Genomic DNA, 25,305 nt, shown 5'->3' on the forward strand with positions numbered 1-25,305 from the left:
GCCGCTATAATCGTAAATACCTATAGCAATAGCATTTCGAATGAATAGACTTGGTGCTCTATAATTATCGAGCAACCCGCGTCACTACGGAGTGAATATGCCTCTGCCCCGCCTTATGATCCTTTTTTCTTTACTTTGCAGCCACTTTACCTATGCAGGCCCCGCTGAGCAGACAGTAAGCAAGCCCGTAATCGGCTCTACCGCCAACTTCCTCGTGGACGGCCATACAGTATTTCGAGCCCGTATTGATACTGGAGCCTCACGTACCTCGATAAATGCCAGCGACATCAAAGTCATTGATGGCGCAGCTAAAATGCGTGATAACGTCGGTAAAGAAGTTGAGTTTACGATTATCAACGCCAAGGGAAAAGAAAGCCGGCAGCGAGCCCGCATTCAAAAAGTCATCCTAATCAAGACGCCACAAGGTAGAGAATCACGCTACCTCGTACCCTTACAGCTGACCTGGAACGGTGTCACCAGCTCTGTCGACGCCAATTTGCGCGATCGCTCAAACATGAACTATAAGCTATTGATTGGTCGGGACTGGCTGGATAGCAATGCCGTTGTCGATGTCAACCCGAAGCGAACCATCGGCGAAATATCGAACTTCCTTATCGAAAACGACCTCGAATTCGAAGCTCGCATCGATACAGGGGCCGCCTCAACCTCGATTAACGCCCATAACATCCGCATCAGCAACGAGTCGCCGAGCATGCTCGATAACATCGGCAAGAAGATTAGCTTCGACCTGATCAACGCTGATGGGCACTCAATAACCGTGCACACCACTATCGCCAAAGTAGTCGACATCACCAACGCGCTCGGCACTGAATATCGCTACAAAGTTCCACTCAAGATCAAGTGGCAAGGTGAGACGGAGATTCTCAACATCAACCTCCGCGACCGCTCTAAGCTCACTTACATGTTACTCATTGGTCGCGACTGGATTGGCCGTAATGTCATCGTCGATGTTAACGACTAGAAGGCCATAAATAAGAGCAGAGCCGCTACTTTGCTGCGCTTTGCTCTTCCTTCTTTTTCAACGCCTCTTGCTTTCTCAAAGCGTCTTTCAGCATCAGCTTCTCCAAAATCTTAGCCACCGCCGCAAAGGCAAAACTCGCCGTGACTACCGTCGCCGCGCCGAAGCCTCCGGAACAATCTAAACGCACCCCGTCTTGCATGACCGCCTTGGTATCACAGGCCGAGCCATCGGGCTGCGGATAACGTAACTTCTCCGTTGAATAAACACAGGGGACAGAAAAGTTTCGCGTCTTGCTGAAGTTGTAGTGTCGGCGAAGTAATCCCTTTACCTTTTTGGCTAACGGGTCGTTGACGGTCTTGGTGAGGTCGACAACAGTAATCTGTGTTGGGTCGATCTGCCCACCTGCTGCCCCCGTTGTCACAATCCCCACTTTCTGGCGCTTACAGTGAGCGATTAAACGCGCTTTATTATTGGCACTATCGATAGCGTCTAGAACATAGTCATAACGCTTATCGATATACTCAAAGAGCGTATCCTCAGTGATAAAATCATCGATCACACGGACATCACACTCAGGGTTGATCTGCCTGATACGTGCCGCCATCACCTCAACCTTAGATTGACCAATCGTGTCGACAAGAGCATGTATCTGCCGATTAGTATTGGTGACGCATATATCATCCATATCGATCAAGGTAATCGTACCAATACCACTACGTGCTAATGCTTCCGCAGCCCAGGACCCCACGCCACCAATACCGACCACGCAGACGTGCGAGCGCAAGAACAAAGCTGCACTATCTTTGCCATAGAGGCGGCCGATGCCGCCGAACCGCTGCTGATAAGAGTCCACCATCACATCACACCATTTAGAGAAGAGTCACCGGAATGAGCGGCATTATACCCAGATAGCACAGCACCACCAATAAGGGCCAACGCTGTGGCTAATCCTTACCTAAATTCTGAATCAATATCTGCGTTGCCATATCAATCATTCCCTCACGTGCACCTCTATCCACATAGATGCCATCAATAAGCAGTCGGCTCAAACCATGTAAACAGGCCCAGACGACCTGGGAGTAACGCAACGCATCGGCAGTCATCGGTAGCACACCCTCTCGCTGCCACTGCTCAACCGTCTTAACAAAGCCTTTAAACGCTGCATATGACACCTCTTTCAAGGAGTCCGATGCTGCTGCCTGCTTCCAAATTTCTCGACCAAACATTAAGTCATAGTAGGCAGAATGCTCCATCGCAAAGTCAATATAGGCGGCGACATAGGCTCGCATACGCAGCTCATGGCAACCACTACTTAAGCGAGCGACCCGCCCGAGGATCTCGGTATAGTGAATAAACCCATCCTCTGCTACCGCACAGAGTAACGCCTGCTTACTATCAAAGTGATGATAAAGTGCTGTACGCGACACCCCCACTCGATCAGCAAGCTTACGCATACTAATGCCTTCGAAGCCAAGTTCATCGATCATCTCAACCGCCTCATCGAGGAGGCTGCGGCGTAGATCCCCATGATGGTATGTTTTCTTTATGGTTGTCATAGGCTCAATTTAGCAGCCAATCTTGACAGTGTCAAAATTGAAGTTTATGGTGATGACATTATGGCATAGAACGCTAATCGAAGCGTCGCCTAGTCAATCAACGACTATTAATGGAGAGAGACCCCCGATGACAACCGCCGACTCGCACTACCCACACCTGCTACAGCCACTAGATCTCGGTTTTACCACGCTCAAAAACCGTAGTTTAATGGGCTCGATGCATACCGGCCTCGAGGAGGCACCCGGTGGTCACGTGCGTATGGCCGCCTACTTTGCCGAGCGGGCGCGTGGCGGTGTAGGACTCATCGTCACCGGTGGCTTTGGCCCTAACGTCGAAGGCTCTACCCATGAGCACACCAAGCTAATCAACAGCGATGAAGACATCGCCAATCATCGAGTCATCACCGATGCCGTACATGCCGAGGACGGTAAGATCTGCATGCAGATCTTACACACTGGCCGCTACGCCATGAGCGAGAAACTCGTTGGTCCCTCTGCAATCAAAGCACCTATCAACTTCTTTACGCCACACCCGTTAACTGCCGAAGAAATAGAAAAGCAGACTCAGGACTTCATTTTCACCGCTAAGATGGCACAAGAAGCCGGTTACGACGGCGTTGAAATCATGGGCTCAGAGGGCTACTTCCTTAATCAATTTATCGCCCAGCGCACCAACCATCGTGATGATGCCTGGGGCGGCAGCTACCAAAACCGCATCCGCCTCCCCATCGACGTGGTGCGCCGTGTACGCGAAGCTGTCGGTGAGGCCTTCATCATCATCTACCGTCTATCAATGCTCGACCTTGTTGAAGGTGGCAGCAGCTTCGATGAGGTTGTCGAGCTGGGCAAGGAGATCGAAAAGGCAGGTGCCACACTGATCAACACCGGCATTGGCTGGCATGAGGCGCGCATCCCGACCATCGCCACCAAGGTGCCTCGCGCCGCCTTCACTTGGGTCACGGCCCGCTTCAAACAAGAGTTATCCATCCCACTGATTACCTCCAACCGTATTAATACACCCGATGTCGCCGAACAAGTGCTCGCCCGCGGTGACGCCGACATGGTTTCCATGGCTCGCCCATTCCTCGCCGACCCTGAATTCGTCAACAAAGCGGCGGCGGGACAGAGTGAACTGATTAACACCTGCATCGGCTGTAACCAGGCCTGCCTGGATCACGTTTTCAGCATGAAGATGACCAGCTGCTTAGTCAATCCACGCGCCTGCCACGAAACAGAACTCAACCTGATCCCTGTCACCAACGTCAAAAAGATCGCCGTTATCGGTGCTGGTCCGGCCGGGCTCTCATGCGCCACTGCGGCCGCAGAACGAGGCCACCAGGTAACGCTCTTTGATCGGGCGGCTAATATCGGCGGCCAGTTCAATGTCGCGAAGCAGGTGCCGGGAAAAGAAGAGTTCTACGAGACTATTCGCTACTTTGGTAACCGCATTAAGCAGACGCAGGTTGAACTTAAACTCAACACCAGCGTGACCGCCAGCGACCTCAATGAGGGCGACTTTGATGAGGTCGTCATCGCCACCGGCATCACCCCACGCACCCCGCCTATCGACGGCGTCGATCACCCCAAGGTACTCAATTACCTCGATGTATTGCGCGACAAAAAAGCGGTCGGCAAGCGCGTCGCTGTTATCGGCGCCGGCGGTATCGGCTTTGATGTCAGTGAATACTTAACCCACGACAGCAGCCACGTTGCCACCAGTCAAGACATTCCTGCCTTCATGGCACAGTGGGGCGTCGATATGACCTTCCAAGCCCGCGGTGGTGTCGAAGGCATGCAGCCACAGCTGCCAACGCCCGCCCGCGAGGTCTACCTGCTACAGCGCAAAGACTCCAAAGTCGGTGCTGGCCTCGGCAAGACCACCGGCTGGATTCATCGCACAGGCCTCAAGATGGCCGGTGTAAAGATGCTCAATAGCTGCGAGTACGTCAAGATAGACGATAATGGTTTACACCTGAATGTTGCCGGTGAAGCACAAGTCCTACCTGTGGATAACATTATCATCTGCGCAGGCCAAGACCCGCTACGCGAGCTAGTCGATGGCCTAGAGAAACCTCACCATCTCATTGGCGGAGCCGATGTGGCTGCAGAGCTCGACGCTAAGCGTGCAATCGACCAGGGAACGCGCCTCGCCGCAACACTGTAACTATAGCGACTAGGCCTCTCTCTTCTTGAGAGGCCTCCCTCTTTCGATAAGCTATTTTTGATGAGCCATGATAGAGCCATAAAAAAAGCGAGCCAGCTTAAAGCTAAACTCGCCCTACAACTAACTGTATCTAGGTTAAATCACCCTTAGAGCAACTCTTTAAATACGCGTGGCTGGTAACTCTTCTCACAGTAGTGGCAACTCAAGTTAACCACCTCCGCTCTCACCTTGACGTGGAATCGACTGCTCACCTGCTCCTCATGGGTAATACAGTTGCTATTGGGGCAACTCAATACCCCCACCACCGTCTCTGGCAGGTTTACTGTATACTTATCAACTACATTATAATTATCAATGACGTTGATCGTCGCCTCACCAGCAAACAGAGAAAGCTGATTGGCTTGCTCGCGGGTAAACTGGGTATTCTCAATCTTAATGATATCTTTACGGTCGCCGCTAGCCGTGCGGAGATTCAGACCTATCGTTATACAATCAGGTTTATCCGTTAACTGGAAAAACTTCAGTATTCTAATGCCCATTCCCTGCGGAATATGGTCGATCACAGTACCGACCTCAATTGCCCGAACCTGCATTTTATTTGGCATCACACACCTCCTCTTTGAGCACTAAGCTCAGTAGCGCTTGACGTGCATAGACGCCGTTTTGAGCCTGCTGAAAGTAATAAGCGTAGGGCGTCTTATCGACATCCGTGGTGATCTCATCGACCCGAGGCAACGGGTGCAAGACTTTAAGGTTGTCCTTCACCCCTGCCAACATAGTGGCGTTTAGCACATACTTCGACTTCATATGCTGATATTCCGTCGGATCAAAACGCTCCTTCTGCACCCGCGTTACATAGAGGATATCCAGCTCAGGTAGTAATTCGTCAAACTCATCAAGCTTAGTAAACTTTACTCCGCTATCAGTTAGTTGATCACACAAATAGTCAGGCATCTGCAATACGTCAGGCGCAACAAAGTAAAACTCACAATCGAACAGCGATAACGCCTGCGCGAGCGAATGTACTGTTCTCCCATACTTAAGGTCACCAACGAAGGCAACCTTCAAGCCATCAAGCGTCCCCTGGGTTTCATAAATACTGAACAGATCTAGTAACGTTTGCGTCGGATGCTGATTCGCTCCATCACCACCATTAATCACTGGTATATTAGAAAACTCTGACGCCAACCGAGCCGCCCCCTCCTTTGGATGACGCATGAAGAAGGCGTCAGCATAGGAGCTAATCACTTGCACCGAGTCCGCTAAGGTCTCGCCCTTCTTCGCCAACGAAGTGTTACCACCAGAGTCAAAGCCAATAAAACTAGCGCCCAGACGCTGCACCGCCGTCTCAAATGATAGCCTCGTGCGTGTCGAAGCCTCAAAAAAGCAACTGGCGATAATCTTGCCTGCCAGCAGGTTTGGCTGTGGTCGCTCCTTCAGTTGCTTGGCCGTGGAGACAATCAGTTCGAGCTCGTGCCGGGACAGCTCTGCAATAGAAATAATATCTTTGTTATACAGAGTGTTTTTCATTCAACACCTCACAGTGGTTAGAAGCAGATTCGACGCAGCCGATTATAGTCTCGACCGCCCTGTGCTGTCAGGTCTTTGTCGTTATAAATTATCGCTTAATCAGCAAGCAGTGACATTTTTTTTAACCGACTACCACACATCGTCTAAATATGAAAAGATAGAGGGCTTACTATCGTTGTGCGACTACTTAACTAACTACACAACAAGTAGTAGCTGATTTAGAGCTAAGCTCTAACAATAATTCGCTGGAGCGAGACATGGCCTTTAACTTACGCAATCGGAACTTTCTTAAACTATTGGATTTCTCCCCGAAGGAGATCAGTTACCTGATCGACCTCGCCGGAGACTTAAAGCGCGCCAAGTATGCCGGCTGTGAACAGCCACGATTGGCGGGGAAGAATATCGCACTGATCTTCGAAAAGGCCTCCACCCGAACTCGGTGCGCCTTCGAGGTTGCCGCTTTCGACCAAGGTGCGCGAGTCACTTATCTCGGACCCAGTGGCTCGCAGATAGGCCAGAAGGAATCAATGAAGGACACCGCCCGCGTCCTCGGTCGTATGTATGATGGTATCGAGTACCGTGGTTTTGGCCAAGCTATAGTCGAAGAACTCGGCGAATACGCCGGTGTTCCGGTCTGGAACGGCTTGACTGATGAATTTCACCCCACACAAATACTCGCTGACTTCCTCACGATGTTAGAGCATGGTAACGGCAAGCAACTCAATCAAATGAGTTTTGCCTATCTTGGCGACGCGCGCAACAACATGGGTAACTCGTTGATGGTCGGTGCCGCAAAGATGGGGATGGACATCCGTCTCGTTGCACCAAAAACGTACTGGCCCGAGACCGAACTCGTTGAGCAATGCAAAGCGATTGCCGAAACAACCGGTGCAAAAATCACCCTGACCGAAGACGTCGCCAGCGGCGTCAAGGGATGTGATTTTCTCTACACCGACGTCTGGGTCTCAATGGGTGAGCCTGCGGAGGCCTGGGACGAACGAATCGCCATCATGACCCCCTATCAAATTAACAGCGATATGCTCGTACTGACTGGCAACCCCGACATCAAATTCATGCACTGCCTGCCAGCGTTCCATGATGACGAGACTGTCGTTGGTAAACAGGTTGCAAACAAGTACGGTATGAATGGCCTCGAAGTGACTGATGAGGTGTTTGAGTCCCATCATTCAATCGTCTTTGATGAAGCCGAGAACCGCATGCACACCATCAAGGCAATCATGGTCGCGACCCTAGGCAGCTAACCCATCATTGCCCTTCGGCGGGTGAGCTATGAACAGCTCACCCCCGTCCCCTTCAGCCCACAATAGCCCGCCGGGTTCTTATCTAGATACTGTTGGTGATAGTCTTCCGCGTAATAGAAAGGCACCCCCATTCTGACCTCTGTCGTCACTGTACCAAAGCCACTCCCCGTTAATTTTTGCTGATATTGTTGATAGCTCTGCTCAATCACCGGCTGCTGACTCTCTTTACTAGTATAGATAGCTGAACGGTATTGGCTGCCCGTATCATTACCCTGCCGCAAACCCTGTGTCGGGTCGTGGCTCTCCCAAAAGATAGCCAGTAGCTGTTGTAACGTTGTTTTAAGGGGGTCGAAAACTACCAGCACAACTTCGGTATGCCCTGTCAAACCTGTACAGACTTGCTGGTAGCTCGGGTAGGCCGTTTCACCACCTGCATAACCTACCGCCGTGACCGCCACGCCTGGCTGCTGCCAAAGACGTCGTTCAGCCCCCCAAAAGCACCCCATACCCAATAGAACCACTTCGTACTCACTAGCAAAAGGGGGGAGCAGCGAAGCCCCCAAGACAGTATGCTCGCCCCCTGGCAGTAACTCTTTCCCACCTTGAGGCGCCTGCTCTCGATTAAACCTATAGATGTTATGTTCATTATTCATATCAGTTCTCACTCACTGAAGCTAAGGATAAATGCCTGACCGTAAGAATACCTTCAGCACACTATCGACAACAGTATTTATCTGCCAACGAAATTAAAAAGTCGCAACAAACAACAACTGATACCAATCTCCTAAAACTCTATCGTTTGAGAGTGTCTATCAATCATTCTCACAAAAAAGAAAACTATTTACGCTAATTCAAAAAAACATATCTAACGTCATAAAAAATTCACAGAATATTATAAGTCATTACTGGCGTAATCAGACTTTCTATACCAAACTGAAGCGATGTGCTTTTACAGCACAACAAAACTCGCCTATCGCAAGGATTGTCGATAAGCCTCTGTGAAAACTTAGGGAAGACTCATGCCACTAATCAATACAGCGCCTGAAGCAGGAAGCACATCAAGTAATTTCAACAGCCACAAAAGCAAACAACATCTCCCCAGCAGTATCTACGACCAAGATGGAAACACCCACCCTCCCTCAAAGCTTATTCGGCGATTATTAACCGACATCCAAGAAAATTATGATATTCAACAACCTGGTTGCTTTAGCGAAGTTTCTATACCAAAAATTGTTTCGTCTTCCGCCCCCGGCTATCACCACGGCAACCCTCGCAGTGATTTTAGCCGTTTCCCAAGAACAAATAACGCACAAGAGCACTGTGTAGACTGCTATGACAGCCCGCGTCGTATTAATCCTGGAAGTTATCAAACGATCGCGCAAATAAACCACCTTATTGAAAGTAACCTATAAAATATTCATGCATAAAAAAACCTCCTCTCTATGACACATAAAGAGGAGGTTTAACTTCCTAGTATCTTCTAATTATAAACTGCTTTCTTCGCTACGCTCCCTTTCATGATCGGCAACACTAACACACACATATCGACCAGGAGCTGATTCGATAATTGTTTTCTTATTTTCTCTCAATGGTTTTTTCATCTCACCATGCTGAGCTTTAAACCATTGCACCCAATCTGGCCACCACGAGCCCTTAATTTTTTCAATTGCTTTGACGTCAGGTAGCTCACTAAAACCAGAAAACCCTTGCTCTATAATACGATGATGATACTTCTCTTTGCATGGAGGGTTAATTACGCCAGCAATATGACCTGAACCCGCCAGAACAAATCTCGATTGGCCACCATGTATCGCCGTTCCGCTATAACATGATTGCCAGTGAGCAATATGATCCTTCTCCGTAGCCACAATATAGTTGGGGATATCTAGCGAAGACAAATCGATACTCACACCACACAAGTTAACACCCTCTTCGCTGGCAAGACGGTTATCCAGATGAAGGTCACGTAGAACGAAACTATGTAACTTATATGGCACATGGGTACTATCAGAGTTCCAATGCATAATGTCGAATGCCTCTGGGCGCTCACCTAACAAATAGTTCTGAATATAATAATTCCAATACAGGTCGTTTTCTCGCAACAAGCTAAAACCAAACGCCAACATCCTACCGTCAAGATATCCTTTCTGTTCCATCATCTTATCAATAGAATCAACGAACTGCTCGTTAATGAAAATAGCAATGTCGCCAGGATCAGTAAAATCGAAACTCGTCGCCAAATAACTTGCGCTGACAATACGCTGATCATTTCGTTTCTTCATTACCGCCAAGCTTAATGATAACAACAACCCACCGAGGCAGTAACCCGCCGCTGAGACACTATTAATACCTTGCGAAGATAAGAAATCGACTGCCGATAGCAAACCCTCTTCAATATAGTCTTCAACGGTTACATCGCGAAAACTTTCATCGGGATTAACCCAAGAAATCATATAAACATCAACACCCTGCTCTAGCAGCCATTTCACCAAGGAATTATCCGACGACAAATCCATAATATAATACTTATTCACCCATGAAGGCACTAACAACAGCGGAGTTGCAGTCACAGACTTACACAATGGCTTATAATGTATCAGCTGTAACAACCTATTTTCATAGACAACACTGCCTTCTGTGCAGGCTAGGTTTTGACCAACAGAAAAGGCTTCCGGATCCGTTTGACAGGCGTTAAGAAACTCGCCCCCAAAACTCTTATCCTCAAGCATCTGCATCATGCCTTTAATAAGATTTTCACCTTTGGTTTCGACTGTCTTTCTCAGCACCTCAGGGTTTGTTAGTGGGAAGTTTGTTGGCGACATAGCACTAATCATCTGCCGCATTACGTAGTGTAGTCTCGCCTTAGACTTTTCATCCACAGCCAAATCTTTCTGTATAGACTCCAGCACACTTTCACTGGTCATCAAATATGACTGCCGAATGAAATCAAAGAGAATATTATTTCGCCACTCTAGATCCTTAAAGCGGCCATCAGCCTTCGCCGCAGACGACTTCTCTTCAACCTGCTCATCAGCCACCCCACACATCTTCAAAACAGTCGATTGATAAAGGTCTAACTGCCGTTCAAGCAACCTAAATTGTCGCTCTACTATCGCTTCTGGGTGACTTGAGTCCGTACTGACTGCCCCCTTAAGAATTTCATTAAGAGATCCCATTAAGGTGCTATACGGTGTTGCTGCTGATGAAACCTGCCCGGTTAAAGTTTTCAACATAGTATTTTGCTGGTTGACGACAAAACCAGCTAAATCACCCAAGTTCTTCTCTATCGAACCGGCCTCTAATATATCCGATAAACCTTGTCGCCAAAAATCGCTGCCAAACATATCAGCACCGAGAAAATCATCACCTTTATCCTGACTCATCTCTACTCTCTTTCATTCAAAAAAATGTATTTTTACTGACACAAAAACAGAAAAGGCGGGAATCCCCGCCTTTCAACAAAGCAACAAATCAAGAATATTAAGCAGCGCTAGCTTTCTTAGCAGTTGACTTCGCAGGCTTACTGTCCGCAGCCTGTTCAGCACCTTTTTCTGAGAGACCACCTTTGACGATATCGATCACCTGTCCTCTAAGCTCAACGTTGGCTGCGATTATTTTTTTACTATCTTCAAGTATTTTATTATTCACTTGGGTCACAACACCAACACTGCTTGTTGCGTATTCTTTTGCAGCAGAAGCGTCACGAATCCCCGATACTGCACGCATTTGGTCAATACCAATTTCAGTATAGTACTTTGCCGACTCTAACTGTAAAGCAGCGACTTTTTCCACACTGTCGATTGCCAAACAGTTCAACTTCTCTAGCATTCCAACTAGACCCTTACCATTTCCAGCCAACGAACCAAATAACAAACTTGCATTTTCCATGAGGCAAAGAACTCCTTTCTTTTAATTTCCAGTTACTGCAGCAATATTTTGCACCGCTGTCAGGTGATGCAGTATAGCAAAAAAAATATTTCATATTATAGACAGTAAAAAAACAAAATTGCACCAAGACAAAGCAGAGCAAATAGAATCACGGTTTTGTAAGATATATCCCACGATAACGAAGGACATTTCAGCAACAAACAATGAAAACAGTGTGTTTTTACAGAATTATCGTGCCAAAAAAAATATTTAAAGAGGTCGTATATAGCAAATAAATATAAGGCCGTTATTTTATTGCCTCTCAAACGAGACATAATATAGACCAATAGCTCTTAGATAACGATGTAACACCAGATAACATAACAAATAGCCTCACGACTAGCAGAGTAAGAAACAGCCTTTGACGACCCACGAAACAAGCCAAACACCCTAAAGAACCCTCTATCTCCAAGCTCCACCGAGGCTCCTCCCCCTCACACACCCTAAGCTTTCTAACGCACCAGCGTTTATCTCGTGCTTATCTGGAGCAGTAAACTTCATTTTCTCAGGTAGAGTCCCTCTTAGCTTAATGCTGATAGAAGCAATCGTGGCATTATCAACACATAACGAAGAAGCCTCAAGCCACTCTTCACGACACTGCTGCTATTAAGGTAAACTTTGCCTTCAAACCCTTTTCATCTGCTCTACTGACAGGCTGACAACCCGCTATGACTACCGCTTTTATCATTGTCAATCAATACGGCCAATACCTCACCAAACAAGGCCTATGGCTTATGCCTGAAGACATGAAGACCCCTTTCGTGACCGCTCACCGTGATCAAGCACTTAACACCTTAGTAGAGAACAACAGTCATAACGTCGATTTAAGGCTAAAAATCACTGAGGTAGAGACCGATGAAAAAGGTAAGCCTATCTTCCCTGCGTACGATGACAGTTTTCTACCGCTCCCTACTACGGCCACAAAACCTGAGGCGAACAACAACAACAACAACAACAACAACAACAACAACAACACGAACATAGAGAAAAACCCCAGCGCACAACATATATGCGCAAGTTCAATAGATGATGACAATACTCAGCAGGCAGCAGCCCAGAAGATAGAAGCAAGCCAGGTAACCCTAACAATAAACGAGCGGGGAACAACTGATAATGAACAGAAGCTAACCGATAAAGAGCAGGAGCTAACCGATAAAGAGCAGGAGGAGATCATTGCCCGCATGTTAGCGGCACAGCAAGCGCTGTTAAAAGATAACTAATGAGTTAATTAGTAGGGCAAAAAAGCCGAGGCTGGTCTCCTCCTCGGCTCATTAAGAGTGACGCACACCTAGCTTACGTAAGCCTCACCTTTAGCTATTTTTTCACCTAATTTCGCCAGCGTTGACGCACTCGAGCCTAGGGTTAACTCTATGTGCCGAGCCCAGAGACAATAACGCCAAAGCGGATAATCTTTGTCGATACCGATACCACCATGTAGGTGCTGAGAGGCAAAGCTCACCCGATGCCCCACATCTCCCGCCCAAACTTTAGCAATCTCAACCTCAGTCGAAGCATCTACATCTGCCTCTAGTAACGAGGCTGCTTGATATGCAGTCAGCTTCAAGCACTCAACATCGATGAAACAGTTAGCGGCGCGATGCCCTACCGCTTGAAACGTCGCAATAGGGACACCAAACTGCTGTCGCTCTGCAGTATAAGAGGCCGTCATACGCATAGACTTATCACTCACACCCACCTGCATCGCCGCATAGGCAACAATCGTTCGTTGCGCCGCCCAGGTCATTAGCTCACCACCCTGCTCTGGCCCTGCCAGCACATCACAGGTGGCCACCAAGACGTTTTCCAGCCTCATTTCACTCTGGGGTTCGCCACTTGTTACCTTTAAAGGTACTAACGTCACTCCCTCTGCCCTAGGGTTGATCATCAGTGCCACCACACCATTATCGGTTTTCGCCGAAATCAATACACGCTCACTCAAATGTGCCAGTGGCACCGCCGTCTTAACACCATTAACCACATAACCAGCCCCCTGCGGCCGAGCCTGTGTTAATGGTGTAGCTGGATCCTCTCCCATCGGCTCCATAAAGGCCGTCGTAATCAAAGTTTTGCCACTAGCCAGAGGTTGTAACAGCCGTCGCTGCTGCTCAACACTGCCAAATTGCTGGATAGGCAAGGCTGCGCTTACCAACACCGGGATCACGGGGATCGGAGCTACAGTACGACCAGCCTCCTCAATAAAGAAGCAAAGCTCAGTGAAATTGAAGCCCATGCCACCGTTCTTTTCAGCAATACTAACCCCCAGCAAACCTGCCTCCGCAAGTTTTGCCCAAAGCGCTTTATCAAAGCGGTCTGGCTGCTGATCAACGACATCTTGTCGTTCGGCACTGACTTCTTCTGTCAAAATTTGACGGGCCAAATTTTGTACATCTTGCTGCTGTTCTGAAAATGAAAAGTCCATACTAACTCCTAGCGCGAGGCGCGCGGCATCCAAAGACCCGCCGCCGAAATAATGTCACGTTGAATTTCATTAGCTCCGCCACCGAAGGTAATAATCGACGCCGTGCGGTACATCATTTCAAGCCGTCCACGCAACTGCACCCCCTTCGAATCTAGGTGTTCGTTGGCAACTTGCCCCAAAACCTCGGCCAATAGACGATAAGCTTCGATAAAAAACTCTGTGCCATAAACTTTCGCCGCAGAAGCATCAGCCATCTCTAGTTTATCGTTAGTAATCGACCAGGCCTGTTTGTAACACATAAGTTTTAATGCCTCGATTCCTACTCTGACCTTAGCGAGGTTCATCTGCACCCAAGGCTCATCAAGTACTCGCTTGCCATTGGTATAATGATTCTTGTCTGCCCACTGCATCGTCTCATTTAACAGCTGCGATACTGGGCCGCAGTTCACAAGGCTAAGCCTTTCACGATTTAACTGACTAGTAATCAACTTCCAACCAGCATCTAGCTCTCCGACCAAATGATCAGCAGGTATGCGCACATTGTCATAGTAAGTCGCATTAGTCGTCACATCACCTAACGTATGGATCGGCGTTCGATCGTAACCCTCAGCCGTTGTCGGGACCAAAAATATGGAAATACCTTTGTGCTTTTTAACCGCCGGGTCTTGATTGGTCCGTGCGGCAATCCAAACATAATCAGCGTGCTGCGCTAATGAGGTGAATATTTTCTGCCCCTTGATCACCCATTCATCACCATCACGTATCGCGGTCGTTGTTAGCGATGCCAAGTCAGTCCCCGAACCAGGCTCTGAGTAAGCGATGGCCATAATCAACTTACCCTCGAGAATCTTCGGCACTAAAAGGTCACGCATACGTTCGGAGGCGTTGTCCGCCAAAATTGGGCCAACAGATTCAGTTGTCAAGAAGGGGAAAGGGAAGCCTGCACGCATCACTTCTTCGATGAAAATCATCTGCTCAAAGGCGGTCATACCACGTCCCCCCCTTTCTTTACTCCAGCCGACGCCAATCCAACCATCTTTGCCGAGTTTATCCATCGCCTGCCAAAATAGCTCGCCACCGCCCTCGCCCGGCGTCGCATCCACTTCAGCACGCAGCTCCGGCGTCATAAGCTCATCGAAATAGGCCCGCAGCTCTGTCCGCAGAGCTTCTTGTTCGGGAGTAAACTCAACTTTCATATCGGCTCCGTTATCGATCTAATCACTCACTTGTTAGTCCTGCTTCGGACAATAAAACAGCGTTAGTCGAGATTTAATAATTGTTATCGTAGCCTGCCACCATACGTTTCAGCGACATCGGCTTGAGCCGTATCGAAACACGACCTCCATACTCACAATGATTGATAAAAAGGTTGTTAACAACAAGGACATTAGCGGTCAACTTCGCTGACAAAAATAGACAGCAGGCAGCTACACTGCATACCTAATGCCCTTACCCTGTTTATATTAAAAAGACGCCATAATCTCCCCTCTGCTTCAGCCCTGTATTGATGTCGACGAGAACTAAGTAGTAACCTAGCGGAGACTATAAAAACTATTCATCGACATAGCGCCATACGACCAACTCCTCACCCTGAGAGCTCAGCCCTCATGAGGAGCCTCGCTCGGCACCACTATATTTGTGACACTATCGATAAGCCCCGTTTCACAAGGAGACGTTATGAGCCAGAAACCGCAAGTTGCCGCCATCGAAGGTTGGTATACCATGGATCAGAAAGCGCCACACCTGATCGGCACCTGCTGTAGCGAATGCGGCACTTACTATTTCCCAAAGCTGACAAGTTTCTGTAAAAACCCTAGTTGCGAAAGCGAGAGCTTCGACGAGGTGGAATTGAGCCGCACCGGTAAGATCTGGTCCTACACCAACGCCTGCTACAAGCCACCCGAACCCTTCGTCGCCGCCGACCCCTTCGTCCCTTATACCATCGCTGCCGTTGAGCTCGACAAAGAAAAGATGATCATCCTTGGACAAGCAATCGAGGGCGTCACTGTTGCAGATCTCAAGGTCGGCATGGAGGTTGAACTGTGCTTAGAGACTCTATATGAGGATGAGGAGAATGATAAAATCACATGGAAATGGAAGCCCGTTAGCAACCCAGCCTAATGACAGATTCATAGTGCCGCGACAAGAACAGCGCACTAAAGCCTAGTAATACAGCACTAGCGATACTGATAAATTTGACAGGACATAATAATGAGCGATGAAATTGCAATTCTCGGCGTAGGCATGCACCAATGGGGTAAATGGGGGCACAACTTTACCAAATACGGCGTCAAGGCCGCTCGCGATGCGATTAAAGATGCTGGCATAGAATGGAACGACGTGCAGTTTGTCTCCGGCGCTGCCACCATGCGCTGCGGCTACCCCGGCTATGTTGCAGGCGCCACCTTCGCCCAAGCGTTAGGCTGGCAAGGCGCCGAAGTAAACACCTCCTATGCCGCTTGCGCATCCGGCTCTCAAGCCCTCGCCGCCGCTCGTGCAAAAATCCTCTCAGGCCAAGCTGATGTCTGCCTCGTAGTAGGTGCCGACACGACACCGAAAGGCTTTCTCGCTCCCGCAAAGGGCTACCGGCCCGATGACCCCGACTGGTTACGCTTCTACCTTGGCATCACCAATCCGAGCTACTTCGCCCTCTACGCTCGACGCCGCATGGACATCTACGGCGATACCGAAGAGGACTTCAGCATGGTCAAGGTAAAGAACGCCGAGCACGGATTCACCAACCCCTATGCACGTTATCGCAAGAAGTTTAGCCTCGAAGATGTACGAGCATCGGCCATGGTCGCCGACCCTCTGCGCCTAATGAACATCTGCGCCACCAGCGACGGTGGTGCAGCGATGATCGTGTCTAGCGTCGAGTATGCAAAAAAGATCGGCAAAGGTGACGCGCCCCGTGTCGCAGCCATCTCAACCGTCACCCCAAGCTTTGCCAACTCAGTTGTTGAGATGCCCGATATCGCAACAGACTCTGCTGCAGCCGCCATGGTAGAAGGCCAGAGTTTCCGCGCCTCGCTGCCCATCAAGGCCTACGAGGAAGCCGGCATCAGCCCAAGCGACGTCGATATCGCCGAGGTTTACGATCTTTCATCAGCGCTTGAGCTCGACTGGATTGAAGACCTTCAACTCTGTGAGCGAGGCACTGCCGCGCAGCTGATCCGTAATGGCGACACCAAAATTGGCGGCCGCATCCCCGTCAACACCTCGGGCGGGCTTGCCTGCTTCGGTGAAGCAGTACCCGCACAAGCACTAGCTCAGATCTGCGAGCTAACATGGCAGTTGCGCGGAGAGGCAGGTGAGCGTCAAGTCGATGGCGCCAAAGTTGGCATCACCGCCAACCAGGGCCTATTCGGACACGGCTCTTCTGTTATTATTAAAAAATAGTGATATCAAGCCAATAAAAAAGCCGCTATTTAGCGGCTTTTTTATTACTTAGAAAATTTCTATTTTTTTACTTTGCGACGAGCCATGCCTGCCAAGCCCAATAGCGCCGAGCCAAACATCCATGCCGATGCAGGAAGAGGCACTGCCTCAACATCAACCGCCGAGACAAAACTACTCGTCCAGTTACCCACAGCAGATAAGGTAAACGATGTTATATTATCGGCACCCAACTCCCAATAGTTAGACCCCCCCTTAAGAATCGTTGTAAAACCAGAGCTATCCGTATAACGAAACTGATCCTTTCCGGTCCAATCGTTCCATGTCCCACTATCAAACGTCAGGCTGTTTAGCCTTACCGCACTAGTAAAGCTAAACGTCATTGTCTCTCGACCCCAGGACTGAAAGTGATTCACCCCCCCCTTAACACCTAGCCCACCCCGGTTCATAGTAATGTTGGCATCACGCCCCTTACGAGTACCACTCACCGCCATTGTGGTACCGTCGCCGATCACCTGATTAAAAGCCGGCGCATTACCAGCCCCACCGGTAAAATCAATCGTTGCGGCAGTGGTAGCAAAACTCGCCGCTAACGCCAATGACGCTACAGACAACTTAATTTGAAAACTCATACCAATAACTCCCGTTAACACTTTATATTTATCGTTCTTAGAATTAACAGCCACCCTTTTAAAAGCAGCAAACACTAAACACCTTCTGCTACAACAAGCCAGCCCACGACATAAATATACGTAGTGTCTTTAAGGTGTTAAAACTATGCCCTAACTATAGTAAGAGCAATTATTAGGCCAACAACGCAATTAATTGAAGCCGTGGCTTATCAATACGTTACGCGGACAAAAAAACCTTCTGCACGACTCTTGTAATTAATATCGACAGCGCTTAAATTCTATAACTATTTGAGTTTAAGATATTTACGTCACTTTCTAGATATAGAACGTAAGTTCTGTGAAGTGTACCCCTCACAAATATCAACGCCGTCACAGCTCAGTCGAGTTTCTATGCACCAAGCTTTTGTATATAGTTCCGACCACCCATGACGAATCGCTCACTGAGCCTGATAGCGAATTTATTAAACAGCAGAACTACGGGCTCGCGCTAGGCTAGCTCCTCCTAGGATCGCCGACAGGAATAACCAGGCAGCACTTGGTAGGGGCACCGGCTCCACATCAATATCCGCAATAAACGTGCTTGTCAGAAAGCCTTTCGCCTCTAAAGTAAAAGAAGTAATCCCTTCTGCCCCTAAGTCCCAGCGCCAATTACTCCCTTTCAATAGCACTGAAATGCCACGACTATCGCTATAACGGACCTTATCCTCACCCGACCAGTCATTCCAAGTCATTGAATCAAAAGTCAAATAACTTAAATTCACTGCCTCAGTAAAGCTAAACACCATCTTTTCTCGCCCCCAGGACTGAAAGTGACTCACCCCACCATTGACCCCCAACCCCCCTCGATTGCCAGTCACATCTGCATTGCGCCCCCGCCTCTTCGCAGTCACCGACAAAACGATACCCTCAAAATCACGCTCAAGGACCGAAACCTTGCCCGAACTACGTGTGAAATCTAACGAGGTTGCCGATGCCTCAAAGCCCGCAAACAATGCCAATACCACCACCGTCCACCTAAAGTGTACTTCCATGTTAGCGACTCCATGTCGATATCTATCTTATTAGAATTGAATACTGCTATATGTCGCTGCAGATATTAGCCAACTTCCCCCCAGCAATCATCACTGCATAGTACATCGACATCATATCCACTTAATATGCACCAATAAGACCTCAACACATAAAACTCACTAGCAAGCTCGCACAGGATTCATTTTTCGATAGCTATCGCAACACGCCCCTTAACGACAAACCTCACGTAATTGATTTTATAACAAATCTTCTTGACTCTTCTCGATAAACCCCTAGATATGCTATATTCGCCGCCACATTCTGTCATCGAGCGATTATCATGAGCGAAGCCAACGCCTACCTATTATTAAGCTTAGGGGTCATTATCGTTATTATTCTCAGCTACCTCGCCTACCGGTCAGTACAGGCTGTAAAGATTAAAGAAAATGACCAGAAAAAGATGGTTGAGCAAGTACTCGCCGACCAGCAACAGCGAAGAGACTACGCGCAAGAAAGTATACGTCTGCTTACCCTGGGAGCCATCGACCAACAAGTAGGGGCTATCGAAGCTAGTATCCGCATCAACGGCTTAATGGACTTTATGGGTTACAACGAAGAACAGAGAAGGCCCTATCAAATTTTTAACGACGTTGCGCTTGCAACCAACCACATACCTGTTCGTGATGATTGGAACGAATTGAGCAGAAAAGAGAAAAGTAAGCACGAAAGAACCATGAGTGCTCTAGAAAAAAAACACCAAGAAGCGATCTCCTGCGCCCTCAAGCAGCTAAAAGACGAGGGGTTTCTCGCCGACAAAAGTACTGCAAAACAAGCACCTATGTTTTACGCAGCCTAATATAGAGAAAAATTAGCAAAAAAGCCTCATATGAGGCTTTTATCAACGACCTAAACTTATCAACCGCCAGTATGCAAACCACATTCGCGCTTATCTTCAACCTTGGTCGGATCAAAATAACGCTTACAGCTAGGCAGCTTATTCTCTGCCATATAGCTATCGACCTGCTTATCATCCCAATAGAATATTGGCGCAACCTTCAAAATACCACGGCTATCCCAAGAGACGACATCCAACGTTTCGCGAAACGCCGTCTCATTATTGCGTATACCCGTTAACCATACTTCGGGCTTATGCTGCTCTAACGCTCTTTGAAAGGGCTCCAACTTCACTTGACGAGTAAACTCCTTGTGCAGAGCCTCATCGTCCAGCGTTGGTATCCCCATCATTGCATCACGGCGAGCCGTCGTCATTAACGGTGCATAGCTCTGCAGATTCAGCTGTAAATCTTCCGTCAATTGCTCCGCAACTAAATAGGTATCACGAGTATTATAACCTGAGTCAATCCACAACACCGGGACACGACGATCAACCTTAACCAACAGATGCAACATCACTGCAGCGTTTGGACTAAAGCTTGTTGTTTGAATAGTCTGCCGCTCTAACGACAAAGCCCACTTAATAATTTCTTCTGCTGACTTATCACGCAACTGAGCGTTTATTTCGGCCAGATCTAAATTCTGCATGTTATTATCCTCAACATCTACACCCACTCAATCGCACATCATCGTGTATTTAGTCGGGAAGCGAAACTATAAGCAAACAGAAATATATAATCAACGCCCTTCTTTATAACTTTTAACTATATGCTTATAGTACACGTAGTGGCAGTGAAAATAACACGATCAGTTCGAACCACCACTACTCGCGAAAGACCTGCAACCTATTGTTGAATATAGACAAAAAACACAACAATCATCCTCTCTAGTAACAGATAATACCTTTTCGCAGGCCAAACAGCAGTATTGTTTGAGTAACTTTGAGGGCCGTACCAGCTCCACCGCTTTAAACCCACAATCAGGACATTGAATAACTCTACGCATCAAACAACCGCCTTAAACAGCATAAACATTACCCTTCATCACATGATACTGGCAACGAAATGCTGAACAATGAGCGTAGATCTGCCAAGACCATATAGAGACAAGGGATAAGCAACAGCGTAATCACGGTCGCAAAAATAATGCCGAAGCCTAATGACACAGCCATTGGAATAACAAATTGCGCCTGTACACTGGTCTCCAACAACATGGGTAGAACGCCAAAAAACGTTGTTAAGGATGTCAATAGAATCGCCCTAAACCGGGCTCCGCCTGCTTCTAAAACCGCGTCCAATATCGTGCTTCCGCGCTCAATACTTCGATTTATAAAGTCGACCATAATCAAGCTATCGTTTACCACCACTCCTGCTAACGCGATAATGCCAAAAATTGACATCATGCTAACAGTCATACCCAACACCGCATGACCAAAAACAGCACCAATCAAGCCAAACGGAATAACGCACATGATAATAACCGGCTGGCTATATGAGCGTAATGGAACCGCTAACAGTGCATAGATACCCAGCAACGCCAAAAAGAAGCCTACAAAAAGCTCTTTCTCCATTGTTTTCGCCTCCTGCGAGCTGCCGTCAAGCTCGTAGCTCACCGCGGGGTATTTTTGCAATAACTGCGGCAAGTAATTCTCAATGATCTCATTGCTTACCTGTTGAGGCTCAATACGACTTTTATCAGCCTTAGCTGCGATCTGGGCAGCACGTTGCCCGTCTATACGATTTAGCTGCGCCTCAGCTAATGTGTTTTCTATCTCCACCACAGACAATAGCGGCAATTCATCACTGCCGTTACGTATTGTCATATTTTCAAGCGAAGCAAAAGATTCTCGTTGCTGCAACGGATAACGTACCATGACTCGCACCTCATCCGCCCCCCGCTGAATACGCTGAGCCTCGACACCGTAAAACGCCTGTCGAACTTGCAAGGCTATGTCCGACATCGACAACCCCAGCGCCTGTGCCGAAGGCTTTATAGACAAAGCAACCTCCGTCATCTGCCCACCGATACCATTGGTTATATCCGATAAACCGTCATAGCTCGCCAGCTTCTTCTCCAGCTCGTTTGCTGCCGCACGAAGCTGTATCGCGTCATCACTGACAAGATTAAAGGCAATGTCTCCTCCCGGGCGATCATCTACCGCCGAAAAAGACAGCTGTTTAGCGCCGACGATTTCACCTACTGCCTCACGCCATTGATCAACAATCTCTTGACTACCAATAATGCGCTCCTCCTGCTTACTCAATTCAAGCATAAAGGAGCCAATACGACCATCACTCGTATGATTGAAGGAATGGCGAATAAAACTCTGCTCCACGCCTTCCCGCTCAAGATATCGAACTTCGACCTCACTGATAGCCTGCTTAATCCGCTGCATAGCAGCCATAGTCTTCTGCTCACTGGTGCCCCGCACCATCTCTACCTTCGCTTCAACATAATCGTTAGGGGAGTCTGGCGTCATTACATAACGTATCCAGCCCCCCGCCATTAAGCCAATAGTAAGAATAAAAATTGCTACAAATACTGCCATCGTTGTGTAACGTTCACGGATACAAACTCGTAGGAATGGCAAATATTTTTGCTCAATAAATTTGCTCAAGAGCGCATTACAGCGTACTTGCAAGCGCTGTTGATGCTCACTCTTAATCCAGCGTGATAACCCACTATGACGATGCGCTAGATGCGCAGGCAATATCCATTTTGACTCTATCAATGAAAACAACAAACAAAATAACACGACAAAGCCACAGGCAGCAGGGAAGTTAGCCATACTGCCACTTATAAACAGTGTCGGCATAAAGGCACAAATTGTTGTCAACACGCCAAATGTTGCTGGAGTTGCCACACGTTGAGCACCGCTAATAACACTGCTTAGACTATCTCCCTGCTTCAATATACTACTATGTACGCTCTCTGCGATAATAATTGCATCATCAACAACAATACCTAGCACCAAAATAAAGCCAAACAGGCTTATCAGGTTAATGCTCACTCCCACTAAGGGCAGCATCGCCAGCGCCCCTAAAAAACATACCGGAATACCCAGCATTACCCAAAAAGCAATATTTAACTCGATAAATAACCCAAGAATAATAAACACTAGCAGAGCACCGATCGCGAGATTCTTTAGCATCATATCGAGCCGGCCCTGAAGGTAATAAGTCGTATCAGCCCAATAATCAAGCTCAACTCCTGGTGGAAGCTGCTGTTTCTTTTCCGCAACATATGCCTTAGCCTGGCTGGCTATTGTCACTAAGTCTTGTGGCCCAACGGCGAAAATAGCGAGCGCTATACTATAAGTATCATTAAACATAGCGACATCACGAGCCTCCTTAAAACCGTCTTTTACCGTCGCGATATCACCCAATAACAGACGCGTACCATCATCGAAAGCCAATAACTCGATTGCTTCGAAGTCGTGCTGGCGATAAGCCTGTGCATTAGCCCGAAGGCGTATTTCACCATTTTCAGTTTTTATGCTACCCGCAGAGATATCGACTGACGCCTGCTGCACGGCGTGTTTAACGGCAGCCAACGTTAAACCGTATCGACGCAACTCTTGCTCTGGCACCTCGATTGCGACCTCATAATCCTGTGTACCGTAAATCATTACACTGGCTATATCGGTATTAGCCAGTAACTCGCGTTTCATCTGGTCAGCCAACCACTTGCCATTATTCTCATTCAACCCCGGCCCGTAGAGCTGGAGCTGTATCGCCTGCCACTGTTGATCCATTTTAGCAACAACAGCACGCTCAGCGCCCTGTGGAAAACCTGTCACCGCATCAACCGCCGTTTTCACTTCAGCTAACGTTTCATCAAGGGTATAGCCATCAGCAACATCAATCTTCATACGCACTAAAGAATCGAGTGCCATCGAATCATAACTATCGATAGATTCAATATCTTTAATGGCCTCCTCGATTTTCAAAATAACCCCGCGCTCAACCTCTGCCGTATTCGCCCCGGGATAGGCCATGACAACGCTAACGGAACGCGAATTATATTCCGGTGCCAAGGTTTTTTTTATCGTCATAGCTGAATATATGCCGATAATAACCGTAAAGATCATTAACAAATTCGCTGCAACAGGGTTGTTCGCAAACCAAGCGATAATGCCCTTACGTGAATCATCAAGACTATTCATCAACGACCCCTAAAATTGTTGGTGTCGCGAGCAACGCATCTTCAGGCTCTACTTCTACCTCCATCCCCCTAGCCATACGCTCTACTTCATTATTGACTTTATTCGCGTTATTAATGACCACTTGTCGCCCAGGTAAAACAGCCCCTACGCTGGTCAAGCAAACCTTATCACCATCACGTAAGCCGCTCTGCACATAGCGTTCTTCATCACTGATAGGTAAAACAACAACTTCTCGTTGCTGTAGACGATCTTCCTCATCGACAACCCATAACACGTTACCTGGCCTCAAAACATGGGCTGGAACAGCAATTAAGCCCTCAATCATTCTGCCGTCAATCTCCGCCTCAACAAAACTACCAACTCGTAAAATTGGCTGCTGATTAGCATCGTGTAAGCCATAAGGGTCGTTAATACGTGCGACCACATGTAGCACTCGACTACGCTGATCTAAAACACCTTCAGTTCGCACTAACTGTGCCGACCACTGACGCTGCACGCCAGCTTCATTACTACGTAACGTTACAGGACTTTCGACATTCATTCGCCCAACACCTTCTGGTAACTGCATATAATCGAGCTGATATTCCGGAATAGGCAAACGAACCTCGGCATAATCAACCGCAAAGGCCACAGCCAAAGGCGCTCCAACAGCCACAAAGCTTCCTATATCTGCATGCTTTTCACGTAGCAAGCCATCAAATGGTGCTCTAATCACCGTATTAGACAAATCATCTTTTGCTTGCTGTAAGTTGGCGCGTGCTGACTCTAGATTCGCCAAAGCCTCTTGTAGCTGTGGCTTATTTAATGCCAGGTCTTTCGCCGCTTGATCCAGCTGCTTTCCTGTCCGCTGTCGCCACTGTTGCTCAGCAACATGCGCTTTACCTTGCGCCTGAGCCAGCATACTCTTCGCTCTTGCAACCTCAGCTTCACAGCGTTTTAATGCGACACGATAACGCCGATCATCAATCCTCAGCAGCTCATCACCTTTATTGAAGAAGCCGCCAGCCACGAAGTCATTACTGACAGCAACAATTTTTCCCGTCACCTCTGAAGCCAGCGTACTTTCAGTCCTTGGTAACACCTCACCGTAACTCTGAATATTGACCTTAAGTCCAGATTTATGAACTTCTAAAACATCTATCGGAAGCGGTTCTTGTATCACTTCCTGCCGCTTCACCTCAGGCCTCATTACAACCATCACCGCGGCAATAGCCACAGAGACCATGATAATAAGTAGCGGCTTCTTCGCTCTTCTCAACTGCATCACTGGGCTCATCTTTTTTATCGTTTTATTATTAACTTCTTGTTACTTCTCATGCTAACAACGCCTAAGGCACACAAATATTACCGTTAGTTAATATAGAAAA

At 47.9% G+C, this 25,305-nt stretch carries 22 protein-coding genes; 8 read left to right on the top strand and 14 right to left on the bottom strand.

The window, feature by feature from the left end; translation table 11 throughout:
- The first annotated feature begins 97 nt into the window (after positions 1 to 97).
- On the top strand, positions 98 to 982 hold the full coding sequence (locus EDC56_RS04010) for a putative ATP-dependent zinc protease (RefSeq protein WP_123711202.1): 885 nt from the start codon (positions 98 to 100) through the stop codon (positions 980 to 982).
- Positions 983 to 1,007: 25 nt separating this feature from the next.
- On the opposite strand, the gene tcdA is transcribed toward EDC56_RS04010, so the two are convergent.
- Together tcdA and EDC56_RS04020 are read right to left on the bottom strand one after the other, a co-directional pair.
- Entirely contained in the window at positions 1,008 to 1,838 is an 831-nt protein-coding gene (gene tcdA, locus EDC56_RS04015) for a tRNA cyclic N6-threonylcarbamoyladenosine(37) synthase TcdA (RefSeq protein WP_123711203.1), read from the bottom strand.
- Positions 1,839 to 1,926: 88 nt separating this feature from the next.
- Positions 1,927 to 2,538 (bottom strand): TetR/AcrR family transcriptional regulator, encoded by a 612-nt coding sequence (locus tag EDC56_RS04020; RefSeq protein WP_123711204.1) that lies wholly within the window; start codon positions 2,536 to 2,538, stop codon positions 1,927 to 1,929.
- 127 nt (positions 2,539 to 2,665) lie between these two features.
- On the opposite strand from EDC56_RS04020, the gene EDC56_RS04025 reads away from it, so the two are divergent.
- Complete coding sequence (locus EDC56_RS04025) at positions 2,666 to 4,702, top strand: NADPH-dependent 2,4-dienoyl-CoA reductase (RefSeq protein ID WP_123711205.1); 2,037 nt, start codon at positions 2,666 to 2,668, stop codon at positions 4,700 to 4,702.
- Between the two features lie 146 nt (positions 4,703 to 4,848).
- Here EDC56_RS04025 and pyrI read toward each other — a convergent pair whose 3' ends face one another.
- Together pyrI and pyrB are read right to left on the bottom strand one after the other, a co-directional pair.
- Positions 4,849 to 5,307, bottom strand: a complete 459-nt coding sequence (pyrI, locus tag EDC56_RS04030; protein ID WP_123711206.1) for an aspartate carbamoyltransferase regulatory subunit — start codon at positions 5,305 to 5,307, stop codon at positions 4,849 to 4,851.
- A complete protein-coding gene (gene pyrB, locus EDC56_RS04035; RefSeq protein WP_123711207.1) occupies positions 5,297 to 6,232 on the bottom strand; it encodes an aspartate carbamoyltransferase in 936 nt (311 codons plus the stop codon). The genes pyrI and pyrB overlap by 11 nt, the downstream gene beginning before the upstream one ends.
- 257 nt (positions 6,233 to 6,489) lie before the next feature.
- On the opposite strand from pyrB, the gene argF reads away from it, so the two are divergent.
- On the top strand, positions 6,490 to 7,494 hold the full coding sequence (argF, locus tag EDC56_RS04040) for an ornithine carbamoyltransferase (protein ID WP_123711208.1): 1,005 nt from the start codon (positions 6,490 to 6,492) through the stop codon (positions 7,492 to 7,494).
- Positions 7,495 to 7,520: 26 nt separating this feature from the next.
- Here argF and msrA read toward each other — a convergent pair whose 3' ends face one another.
- Positions 7,521 to 8,147: a peptide-methionine (S)-S-oxide reductase MsrA gene (msrA, locus tag EDC56_RS04045; protein ID WP_123711209.1), complete on the bottom strand. Its 627-nt coding sequence runs from the start codon at positions 8,145 to 8,147 to the stop codon at positions 7,521 to 7,523.
- A gap of 366 nt (positions 8,148 to 8,513) precedes the next feature.
- Here msrA and EDC56_RS19375 point away from each other — a divergent pair, with 366 nt between their 5' ends.
- Positions 8,514 to 8,906, top strand: a complete 393-nt coding sequence (locus EDC56_RS19375) for a hypothetical protein (protein ID WP_148059301.1) — start codon at positions 8,514 to 8,516, stop codon at positions 8,904 to 8,906.
- A 72-nt stretch (positions 8,907 to 8,978) separates the two neighbouring features.
- Here the strand turns inward: EDC56_RS19375 and phaC are convergent, their stop codons facing one another.
- Both phaC and EDC56_RS04055 read right to left on the bottom strand, forming a co-directional pair.
- Positions 8,979 to 10,877: a class I poly(R)-hydroxyalkanoic acid synthase gene (gene phaC / locus EDC56_RS04050; protein ID WP_123711210.1), complete on the bottom strand. Its 1,899-nt coding sequence runs from the start codon at positions 10,875 to 10,877 to the stop codon at positions 8,979 to 8,981.
- Between the two features lie 97 nt (positions 10,878 to 10,974).
- On the bottom strand, positions 10,975 to 11,382 hold the full coding sequence (locus tag EDC56_RS04055) for a phasin family protein (protein WP_123711211.1): 408 nt from the start codon (positions 11,380 to 11,382) through the stop codon (positions 10,975 to 10,977).
- Between the two features lie 707 nt (positions 11,383 to 12,089).
- Between EDC56_RS04055 and EDC56_RS04060 the strand changes: the two genes are divergently transcribed.
- Complete coding sequence (locus tag EDC56_RS04060; protein ID WP_123711212.1) at positions 12,090 to 12,641, top strand: hypothetical protein; 552 nt, start codon at positions 12,090 to 12,092, stop codon at positions 12,639 to 12,641.
- Positions 12,642 to 12,709: 68 nt separating this feature from the next.
- Here the strand turns inward: EDC56_RS04060 and EDC56_RS04065 are convergent, their stop codons facing one another.
- Positions 12,710 to 13,840 (bottom strand): acyl-CoA dehydrogenase family protein, encoded by a 1,131-nt coding sequence (locus EDC56_RS04065; RefSeq protein WP_148059302.1) that lies wholly within the window; start codon positions 13,838 to 13,840, stop codon positions 12,710 to 12,712.
- A gap of 8 nt (positions 13,841 to 13,848) precedes the next feature.
- Positions 13,849 to 15,036, bottom strand: a complete 1,188-nt coding sequence (locus tag EDC56_RS04070; RefSeq protein ID WP_123711214.1) for an acyl-CoA dehydrogenase family protein — start codon at positions 15,034 to 15,036, stop codon at positions 13,849 to 13,851.
- Between the two features lie 481 nt (positions 15,037 to 15,517).
- Here EDC56_RS04070 and EDC56_RS04075 point away from each other — a divergent pair, with 481 nt between their 5' ends.
- Positions 15,518 to 15,961, top strand: coding sequence for a Zn-ribbon domain-containing OB-fold protein (locus tag EDC56_RS04075; RefSeq protein WP_123711215.1), 444 nt, complete (start codon positions 15,518 to 15,520; stop codon positions 15,959 to 15,961).
- A gap of 90 nt (positions 15,962 to 16,051) precedes the next feature.
- Entirely contained in the window at positions 16,052 to 17,239 is a 1,188-nt protein-coding gene (locus EDC56_RS04080; RefSeq protein ID WP_123711216.1) for a lipid-transfer protein, read from the top strand.
- A 59-nt stretch (positions 17,240 to 17,298) separates the two neighbouring features.
- Here the strand turns inward: EDC56_RS04080 and EDC56_RS04085 are convergent, their stop codons facing one another.
- Positions 17,299 to 17,868 carry a VPLPA-CTERM sorting domain-containing protein gene (locus EDC56_RS04085; protein ID WP_123711217.1) on the bottom strand — a complete coding sequence of 190 codons (570 nt, stop codon included), beginning with the start codon at positions 17,866 to 17,868 and terminating at the stop codon, positions 17,299 to 17,301.
- 461 nt (positions 17,869 to 18,329) lie between these two features.
- The gene (locus tag EDC56_RS04090; RefSeq protein ID WP_123711218.1) at positions 18,330 to 18,899 is read right to left on the bottom strand and encodes a hypothetical protein; all 570 of its coding nucleotides are present in this window, start codon (positions 18,897 to 18,899) and stop codon (positions 18,330 to 18,332) included.
- Positions 18,900 to 19,219: 320 nt separating this feature from the next.
- Here EDC56_RS04090 and EDC56_RS04095 point away from each other — a divergent pair, with 320 nt between their 5' ends.
- The gene (locus EDC56_RS04095; protein WP_123711219.1) at positions 19,220 to 19,735 is read left to right on the top strand and encodes a DUF2489 domain-containing protein; all 516 of its coding nucleotides are present in this window, start codon (positions 19,220 to 19,222) and stop codon (positions 19,733 to 19,735) included.
- Positions 19,736 to 19,794: 59 nt separating this feature from the next.
- Here EDC56_RS04095 and EDC56_RS04100 read toward each other — a convergent pair whose 3' ends face one another.
- From EDC56_RS04100 to EDC56_RS04110, 3 genes are all read right to left on the bottom strand, one after another.
- On the bottom strand, positions 19,795 to 20,421 hold the full coding sequence (locus EDC56_RS04100; protein ID WP_123711220.1) for a phosphoadenosine phosphosulfate reductase domain-containing protein: 627 nt from the start codon (positions 20,419 to 20,421) through the stop codon (positions 19,795 to 19,797).
- Positions 20,422 to 20,806: 385 nt separating this feature from the next.
- Complete coding sequence (locus tag EDC56_RS04105; RefSeq protein WP_123711221.1) at positions 20,807 to 23,938, bottom strand: efflux RND transporter permease subunit; 3,132 nt, start codon at positions 23,936 to 23,938, stop codon at positions 20,807 to 20,809.
- Positions 23,931 to 25,214 carry an efflux RND transporter periplasmic adaptor subunit gene (locus EDC56_RS04110; RefSeq protein ID WP_123711222.1) on the bottom strand — a complete coding sequence of 428 codons (1,284 nt, stop codon included), beginning with the start codon at positions 25,212 to 25,214 and terminating at the stop codon, positions 23,931 to 23,933. Before EDC56_RS04110 ends, EDC56_RS04105 begins: the two co-directional genes overlap by 8 nt.
- Positions 25,215 to 25,305: the final 91 nt, after the last annotated feature.

This window comes from Sinobacterium caligoides (assembly GCF_003752585.1).
GTDB classification, from domain to species: Bacteria; Pseudomonadota; Gammaproteobacteria; order Pseudomonadales; family Sinobacteriaceae; genus Sinobacterium; species Sinobacterium caligoides.